Below are 8,391 nucleotides of genomic sequence, written 5' to 3'. Positions count from 1 at the left end.
CCCGGCCCAGCCCGCGGCTCCGGCGCCCGCCCCGGCCCCGGCTCCGGTCACCCCGGCCACCGCGCCGACCCACCCGACCGCCACCCAGGCGACCGACGAGGGCGCCTACGTGACCCCGCTGGTGCGCAAGCTCGCCGCCGAGAACGGCGTCGACCTGGCCACCGTCAAGGGCACCGGCGTCGGCGGCCGGATCCGCAAGCAGGACGTCCTCGCCGCCGCCGAGGCCGCGAAGGCCGCCGCCGCCGCTCCGGCTCCGGCCGCTGCCGCCCCGGCCGCCGCTGCCAAGAAGGCGCCTGCCCTGGAGGTCTCCCCCCTCCGCGGCCAGACCGTCAAGATGCCGCGCATCCGCAAGGTCATCGGCGACAACATGGTCAAGGCGCTGCACGAGCAGGCCCAGCTGTCGTCGGTCGTCGAGGTGGACGTCACCCGCCTGATGCGGCTGCGCGCCCAGGCCAAGGACTCCTTCGCCGCGCGCGAGGGCGTCAAGCTCTCCCCGATGCCGTTCTTCGTCAAGGCCGCCGCGCAGGCGCTGAAGGCCCACCCGGTCATCAACGCCAGGATCAACGAGGCCGAGGGCACCATCACCTACTTCGACTCCGAGAACATCGGTATCGCGGTGGACTCCGAGAAGGGCCTGATGACCCCGGTCATCAAGCACGCCGGTGACCTCAACATCGCCGGCATCGCCAAGGCCACGGCGGAGCTGGCGGGCAAGGTCCGCGCCAACAAGATCACCCCGGACGAGCTGTCCGGCGCGACCTTCACCATCTCCAACACCGGTTCGCGCGGCGCGCTGTTCGACACGATCATCGTGCCGCCGGGCCAGGTCGCGATCCTCGGCATCGGTGCCACGGTCAAGCGTCCGGCCGTCATCGAGACCGAGGAGGGCACGGTCATCGGCGTCCGCGACATGACCTACCTGACCCTCTCCTACGACCACCGTCTGGTCGACGGCGCCGACGCGGCCCGTTACCTGACGGCGGTCAAGGCGATCCTGGAGGCGGGCGAGTTCGAGGTGGAGCTCGGCCTGTAATCGCCGGCCACCGCAGCACATCGGTGCCCTCGCCTGGAAGTTCCGGGCGAGGGCACCGACGTATAAGGGGCGCGGGGAACTGCGCGAGGAACCACGGAAGACCCCCGGCCGCCCGACGACGGACCGAACCGAGCTGTTCGGTTCTTCGCCCAGCTGTACGCCGTGTAAGTCTTGTCTCACCTGCGCCAAAGCCCCCTCATCGGCTCTACCCGCGGAGCGAACCCGCCGTATTGTCTAAACGTCAGCCCTCCCGAAGGAGCCCTCAATGACCGCGCCCGTCGTCCACTCGCTGCGCGAACAGATCCGCGAGCACATCGTGGAGGGAATCGTCAGCGGGCGCTGGCAGCCGGGCGAGCGGATCGTGGAGCGCCGTATCGCCACGGAGCTGGAGGTCAGCCAGACCCCGGTCCGCGAGGCCCTGCGGGAGCTGGAGTCGCTCCGCCTGATCGAGTCCGCCCCGAACAAGGGCGTGCGCGTACGGAACCTGACCGCGGCCGACCTGGAGGAGAGCTACCCCGTCCGGGCCGGCCTGGAGGCCATCGCGGCGGAGCTGGCGGCCGACCGCCTCGCCGAGGACTGCTCGGCCCTGGAGCCGCACGTCCTGGCCCTGTACGAGGCCGACCGCAAGGCCGACGGCACCGCCCAGGTCCGCCACACCGTCGGCTTCCACCGCGAACTCGTGCGCGCCGCGCAGAACTCGGTGCTGCTGCACACCTGGGAGGGCCTGGGCATCGAGGTGTTCACGGCGCTGTCCATCCGCTGGCTGGGCACGGTCCAGCAGTCGTACGCGGAGGAGCACGAGGAGCTGGTGGCCGCGTTCAAGAGGCGGGATCCCCGCATCCCGGAGATCGTGAAGGCGCACGTCCTGGGCTGCGCCCCGCGGGCTTGACACGCGCCGCGTTCAGTCGAGCGGGCACCCGCTCAGACGCCGCCCCACCTGCGAAAACAAGGCGCTCGGGCGTCACCCGGTGCCAGTCCTGAAGGCACCGCGTGCCGACTTTCTCGGATTCGAGAAGTTTTCGACCTCAACCCTTTGATCGATCATCGATCAGGGAGTTACAGTCGCCGACGGACCTCCACCGAGGTCCGCCCGCCCTGTCCTGCCAAAGACCAAGGGCACCCCCGAACCCCTTACCGATGAGGGAACCCCCTTCGACTGAGGAAGGCGGCGACATGACCGACCCCAACGCCATCCAGCCGAGCGCGCTCGACCAGCTCCCCGACCGCGACCCGGAGGAGACCGCCGAATGGCAGGCCTCCCTCGACGCCGTCGCCCGGGAGGCCGGGCCGCACCGCGCCGCATACCTGATGCGCCGCACGCTGGAGCGCGCCGAGGCGGGCGGCATCGCGCTGCCGAAGCTCCTCGAGACGGACTACGTCAACACCATCCCCACCTCCGCCGAGCCGGGCCTGCCCGGTGACCCGGAGATGGAGGCCCGGATCACCGCCTGGAACCGCTGGAACGCGGCCGCGATGGTGACCCGGGGCAGCAAGTACGGCGTCGGCGGCCACATCGCCACCTTCGCCTCCGCCGCCTGGCTGTACGAGACCGGCTTCAACCACTTCTTCAAGGGCAAGGAGGGCGACGGCTCCGGCGACCAGCTGTACATCCAGGGCCACGCCTCCCCGGGCATCTACGCCCGCGCCTTCCTCGACGGCCGCCTGAACGAGGCGCACCTGGACAACTTCCGCCAGGAGTCCGGCGGCAACGGCCTGCCGTCCTACCCGCACCCGCGCCGCCTGCCCTGGCTGTGGGAGTTCCCGACGGTGTCGATGGGCCTCGGCCCGCTCTCCGCGATCTACCAGGCGCGCTTCAACCGCTACCTCACCAACCGCGGCATCAAGGACGTCTCCGCCTCCCACGTCTGGGCCTTCCTGGGCGACGGCGAGATGGACGAGCCGGAGTCGACGGCGGCCCTCGCGCTCGCCGCCCGTGAGGAGCTGGACAACCTCACCTTCGTCATCAACTGCAACCTGCAGCGCCTGGACGGCCCGGTCCGCGCCAACTTCAAGATCGTGCAGGAGCTGGAGGCCCAGTTCCGCGGCGCCGGCTGGAACGTCGTCAAGACGCTGTGGGGCACCGCCTGGGACGAGCTGTTCCAGCTCGACACGACCGGCGCCCTGGTACGCCGTCTGCGCGAGGTACCGGACGCGCAGATCCAGACGTACCAGACCCGCGACGCCGCCTACATCCGCGCCGACTTCTTCGGCAAGGACCCGGCGCTGGCGGAGATGGCGAAGCTGCTGAGCGACGACAAGATCCTGGAGTGCTTCCACCTCTCGCGCGGCGGTCACGAGGCCCGCAAGGTCTACGCCGCGTACAAGGCCGCCGTCGAGCACAAGGGCGCGCCGACCGTGATCCTGGCCCAGACGGTCAAGGGCCACACCCTCGGCGAGGGCTTCGCGTCGAAGAACGCCAACCACCAGATGAAGAAGCTCTCGGTGGACGAGTTCAAGGCGATGCGCGACCTGCTCGACCTGCCGATCAAGGACAGCGACTTCACCGACGGCGTGGTCCCCTACGGCCACCCGGGCGCCGACTCCCCCGAGGTCCGCTACCTCCAGGAGCGCCGCGCGGCCCTCGGCGGCCCGGCCCCGGCCCGCCGCACGCACGCGCTGGCCCCGCTGCCGGCCCCGGCCGAGAAGGCCTTCGCCTCCTTCGACAAGGGCTCCGGCTCCCAGAACGTGGCCACCACCATGGCCTTCGTCCGCCTGGTCAAGGACCTGGTCCGCGACAAGGAGACGGGTAAGCGCTGGGTGCCGATCGTCCCCGACGAGGCGCGCACCTTCGGCATGGAGAGCCTCTTCCCGTCCCTGGGCATCTACTCCCCCAAGGGCCAGACGTACGAGCCGGTCGACCGCGACCAGCTGATGTACTACAAGGAGGCCAAGAACGGCCAGATCCTCAACGAGGGGATCACCGAGGCCGGTTCGATGGCCGACTTCATCGCCGCGTCCACCGCGTACGCGACGCACGGCGAGGCGATGATCCCGTTCTACATCTTCTACTCGATGTTCGGCTGGCAGCGCACCGCCGACCAGATGTGGCAGCTCGGCGACCAGCTCGGCCGCGGCTTCCTCGTCGGCGCGACGGCGGGCCGTACGACCCTCACCGGTGAGGGCCTGCAGCACGCCGACGGCCACTCCCCGGTGATCGCGGCCACGAACCCCGCCGCCCTCACCTACGACCCCGCGTTCGCCTACGAGATCGCGGTGATCGTCCGTGAGGGGCTGCGCCGGATGTACGGCGAGGCCAAGCCGGGCGAGGACCAGGACGTCTTCTACTACCTGACGGTCTACAACGAGCCGCTGCCGCAGCCCGCCAAGCCGGCCGGCCTCGGCATCGACGAGGGCATCGTCAAGGGCCTGTACCGCTTCAACACGGCGGAGTCCGCGGGCCTGTCCCCGGCCGCCAACGCCCCGCGCATCCAGCTGCTGGGCTCCGGTACGGCGATCCACTGGGCCCTCCAGGCACAGCGGCTGCTGGCCGAGGAGTGGGGTGTCGCGGCCGACGTCTGGTCGGCGACCTCCTGGACGGAGCTGCGCCGCGACGCGCTGGAGGCCGACGCGGCCCTGCTGCGCGGCGAGGAGCGGGTGCCGTACGTCCGCCAGGCGCTGCAGGGCGCCGAGGGCCCGGTCCTCGCGGTCTCCGACTACATGCGCCAGGTGCCGGACCAGATCGCGCAGTGGGTCGACCAGGACTGGTCCTCGCTGGGCGCCGACGGCTTCGGCCTGTCGGACACCCGTGAGGCCGCCCGCCGCCACTTCGGCATCGACGCCCAGTCGATCGTCGTCGCGGCCCTGGCCCAGCTCGCCCGGCGCGGCGAGGTGAAGGCCACGGCGGTCAAGGAGGCCCGGGACAAGTACGGGCTGTGAGCCGGCCGACGGGGCGACGGGCGGTTCGGCACCGCCGGTCACCTCCGTCGTGGTGGCTCGCCGTTGCGGCGGACAAGAAGGGCACCTTCTTGTCCGCCGCTTCCCTTTTCCGCCGCTTCTCTCTTCCGCCGCAACGGCGCTCAGCCCCCACGGCGGTGGCCGGCGGTGCCGAACCCTGCTCGGCCGCCGCTGTCAGTGCCCCCCGGCATCATGAGACGCATGCGTGCCGCACGCCTGATCAAGATGGTGCTCCTCCTTCAGTCCCGGCCGTCCATGACCGCCGGCGAACTCGCGCGGGAACTGGAGGTGTCGGAGCGGACGGTGACCCGGGACGCGCAGGCGCTGTCGGAGGCGGGCGTGCCGGTGTACGCGGACCGGGGGCGGGCCGGCGGCTACCGGCTGGTCGGCGGCTACCGCACGCGGCTGACCGGGCTGGCCAGGAGCGAGGCGGAGGCGCTGTTCCTGAGCGGGGTGCCGGGGGCGCTCCGGGAGATGGGCCTGGAGGACGCCCACTGCGCCGCCCGGCTGAAGGTCTCCGCGGCGCTGCTGCCGTCCCTGCGCGACGCCCCGGACAGCGCGGCCCGGCGCTTCCATCTGGACGCGCCGGCCTGGTTCCGGGAGCCGGAGACGCCCGCGCTGCTGCCGGCGGTCGCGGAGGCGGTGTGGGAGGACCGCCGCGTCACGGCCCGGTACCGGCGCGGCGAGGAGGAAGTGGAGCGGGTACTGGAGCCGTACGGGCTCGTGCTGAAGGCGGGCGTCTGGTACCTGTGCGCGCGGGTGGCCGACGGCGGCGCCTCGCGGACCGGCGCCTCGTGGACCCACCGGACGTACCGCATCGACCGGTTCAGCGCCGTGGATCTCCTGGCGGAACGCTTCACCCGTGATCCGGACTTCGATCTGCCCGCCCACTGGGCCGAGCAGTCCGAGCGGTTCGCGCGCTCGATCCTGCGCGCCGAGGTCGTCGTACGGCTGTCGCCGGAGGGTGTGCGCAGGCTGCGGTACGCCGTCGATCCGGTGGCGGCGCGGGAGGCGCTGAGCGGGCCGGACGGGCCGGACGGGGCCGGCTGGGTGACGGTGACGTTGCCCGTGGAGTCGGAGGAGGTCGCGTACGCGCAGCTGACGGCGCTCGGAGCGGAGGCGGAGGTACTGGGCCCCGAGAACCTGCGGGAGCGGTTCGCCCGGGACGCCGCCCGGCTGGCCGCGCTGTACGACGGTGCGGGCGACGGACGGCGGCGCGCGGACGGCGGATAACGATCCGCCGTACTCCGGCGTACTCCGCGTGCGCCCCACCGGTGGAGGCCCGATGCTGGTGGCGTGATGGACGAGACGGAGTTCTGGGAGCTGATCGACGCCGCCCGTGAGGCCGCCGAGGGCGACCCCGAGGAACAGGCCGACGTGCTCGTGGACCGGCTGCTCCAGCTGGACCCCGACCTGGTCCTGGACTTCGCCCGTCACTTCGAGGCCCGCTACAACCGCGCCTACCGGTGGGACCTGTGGGGCGCGGCCTGGGTGCTGCTGGACGGGGCCAGCGACGACGCGTTCGACTTCTTCCGGTGCTGGCTGATCGGCCAGGGCCGTGAGGTCTACGAGGGCGCCCTGCACGATCCCGACTCGCTGGCGGAGCTGCTGGAGGACTTCGACGAGGAGATCGACGGCGACGGCGAGGACCTGGGCTACGCGGCGGACGAGGCCTACGAGCAGCTCACCGGCACCGTCGCGCCCGACCTCGGCATCGCCCCGGCGCCCGCCGAACCGGAGGGCTTGCCGGTGGACTTCGAGAACGAGCGGGCGCTCGCCGCGCGCTTCCCCCGGCTGTGGGACCGCTTCCGGGAGTAGCCGGCCCCGGCTCAGCCGGCCGTACGCCTGCGCAGCCTGTCGGCCGGCAGGTAGGCCTGGGGCTGGTCGGCCCGCACGGCGTGGTGCAGCGGCGCGGCGTTGGCCTGGTCGAGGGCGGACGCGGTGGCCGCCGCCGGGCCGATGACGACGGTCGCGACCGCGCAGAGCACCGCCCAGGGCCCGCGCGCGGTCCGTGTCCACCGCGCCCGCTCCACGCGCTCGGTCGTGCTCCGGCCGGCGCTCTCGGCCGTGTTCCTCTCCCGGGTACGACTGCTGTTCATGATCCCCTCCTCCGGTCGGCTGGTGATGGGCACGACCGTAGGGAGCGGGGCTCGGAGCGGGCTGCGTGGCGCCTAGGGGATCGCTGTGAGCCTCGCCGTGCTGGCCCGGCCCTGGAGGCGCGCGGCCTTCTCCCTGATCTCGGGCAGGCGGGCGCTGAGGGCGGCGCCGGGGCAGCTGGTCATGAACCCGGCGTCGTGGCCGGCCAGGGTCGGCAGGGTGGCGGTGGTGCCGGCCCGGTAGCGGCTGAGGTTGTTGCTGGAGACCAGCCGGACCTGTCCGCGCGGGTCGACGTCGGCGAGGCCGAGCTTCCAGGCGGCCAGGGCGGCGATCGCGTCGGTCATGGCCCGCGGCACGGGTACGCCCGCGGTGAAGGTGCCGAGGGCGGCGATGCCGGCGGTGCGGTGGTTGAAGCCCTGGGTGTGGGCGCCGGTGACCGGCCGGTCGGTGCCTCCGGCGCGGCCCTCGTAGATGGTGCCGCAGCGGTCGACGATGAAGTTGTAGCCGATGTCGTCCCAGTTCCGGGCGCCGGTCTGGCCGGCGTACAGGCGGCGGATGATCTCCGGCGCGTCGGCGCAGTCGTACGCGCTCGGCGAGTCGGTGTGGTGCAGGAAGACGGCGACCACCTTGTCGTCGTAGCGCGGCGGCGGCTGGACCCGCCCGGCGGTGCCCAGCCAGACGGTGCGGGGCACGATGCGCGGCCGGGGTGCGCGGTGGGTGAGCGGGGTGCGCGCCGGGACGGGCCGGGCCAGGCGGTCCGCGGCGGGGCGCTCGACACCGCGGGCGCACAGGGCGAGCACGAGCACGGCCACCAGCCCGGGCAGACAGCCGACCAGCACCGTCAGGGCACCCCGTATCCGCCGCGCGGACCGGCACCGGGGATGGGGCGACGCGGACCCGCGCCGTCGCTCCGGTGGCTGTGGGGTCCGGGGCAGTCCGGGTGTCTCCGCCGGGCGCAGGGTCCCCGTCATGTCCGACGGTGCCGGTGGCTGCGGGGTCCAGGGCAGCCCGAGTGTCTCCGCCGGGCGCAGGGTCCCCGCCATGTCCGACGGTGCCGGTGGCTGCTGCCGACCGGGCGGCGCCGGTGGCTCCGGCGTCCCGGGTGCCCGCGGGGGCTGCGAAGGCGCGCAGGTCCCGGAGGTCTCCGGCACCTCCGGACTCCCCGGGTCCGGCCGTTTCTCCGGCTCCGCCCGCATGGTCTGCATCCCCGATGCCACCGGTCTGCGACGGCGCCGGGGCGTCTGCGCTCTTCTTCGTACCAGTCGTCTTCGGACGGCGTGCATCACGTGCATGAGCCCACTCTCGGGCGGCCGGACCGTGCCCGCGATGTGCGCTCTGCCACCTGGCGGAACCATCATCCCGGTCCG

The 8,391-nt window shown here is 72.7% G+C and carries 7 protein-coding genes; 5 read left to right on the top strand and 2 right to left on the bottom strand.

Annotated features, from left to right (window positions below):
- From sucB to ABB07_RS27855, 5 genes are all read left to right on the top strand, one after another.
- A partial coding sequence (gene sucB / locus ABB07_RS27875; RefSeq protein ID WP_244189544.1) for a 2-oxoglutarate dehydrogenase, E2 component, dihydrolipoamide succinyltransferase occupies positions 1–1,033 on the top strand: 1,033 nt, incomplete at its 5' end.
- Positions 1,034–1,298: 265 nt separating this feature from the next.
- The gene (locus tag ABB07_RS27870; RefSeq protein ID WP_055705443.1) at positions 1,299–1,922 is read left to right on the top strand and encodes a GntR family transcriptional regulator; all 624 of its coding nucleotides are present in this window, start codon (positions 1,299–1,301) and stop codon (positions 1,920–1,922) included.
- A gap of 284 nt (positions 1,923–2,206) precedes the next feature.
- The gene (gene aceE, locus ABB07_RS27865; protein ID WP_208901290.1) at positions 2,207–4,909 is read left to right on the top strand and encodes a pyruvate dehydrogenase (acetyl-transferring), homodimeric type; all 2,703 of its coding nucleotides are present in this window, start codon (positions 2,207–2,209) and stop codon (positions 4,907–4,909) included.
- Positions 4,910–5,128: 219 nt separating this feature from the next.
- Complete coding sequence (locus ABB07_RS27860) at positions 5,129–6,160, top strand: helix-turn-helix transcriptional regulator (protein ID WP_208901289.1); 1,032 nt, start codon at positions 5,129–5,131, stop codon at positions 6,158–6,160.
- 66 nt (positions 6,161–6,226) lie between these two features.
- Positions 6,227–6,745 carry a DUF4240 domain-containing protein gene (locus ABB07_RS27855; protein ID WP_208903654.1) on the top strand — a complete coding sequence of 173 codons (519 nt, stop codon included), beginning with the start codon at positions 6,227–6,229 and terminating at the stop codon, positions 6,743–6,745.
- Positions 6,746–6,756: 11 nt separating this feature from the next.
- Here ABB07_RS27855 and ABB07_RS27850 read toward each other — a convergent pair whose 3' ends face one another.
- Together ABB07_RS27850 and ABB07_RS27845 are read right to left on the bottom strand one after the other, a co-directional pair.
- Positions 6,757–7,026: a hypothetical protein gene (locus ABB07_RS27850; RefSeq protein ID WP_244189543.1), complete on the bottom strand. Its 270-nt coding sequence runs from the start codon at positions 7,024–7,026 to the stop codon at positions 6,757–6,759.
- Positions 7,027–7,098: 72 nt separating this feature from the next.
- Complete coding sequence (locus ABB07_RS27845) at positions 7,099–7,869, bottom strand: peptidoglycan recognition protein family protein (protein WP_244189804.1); 771 nt, start codon at positions 7,867–7,869, stop codon at positions 7,099–7,101.
- Positions 7,870–8,391 lie beyond the last annotated feature (522 nt).

The sequence above is a fragment of the Streptomyces incarnatus genome (assembly GCF_001027185.1).
In the GTDB taxonomy this organism is placed as follows: Bacteria; Actinomycetota; Actinomycetes; order Streptomycetales; family Streptomycetaceae; genus Streptomyces; species Streptomyces puniciscabiei.
The sequence above is the reverse complement of the archived record's forward strand: the minus strand, read 5'-3'. Positions and strand labels throughout refer to the sequence as shown.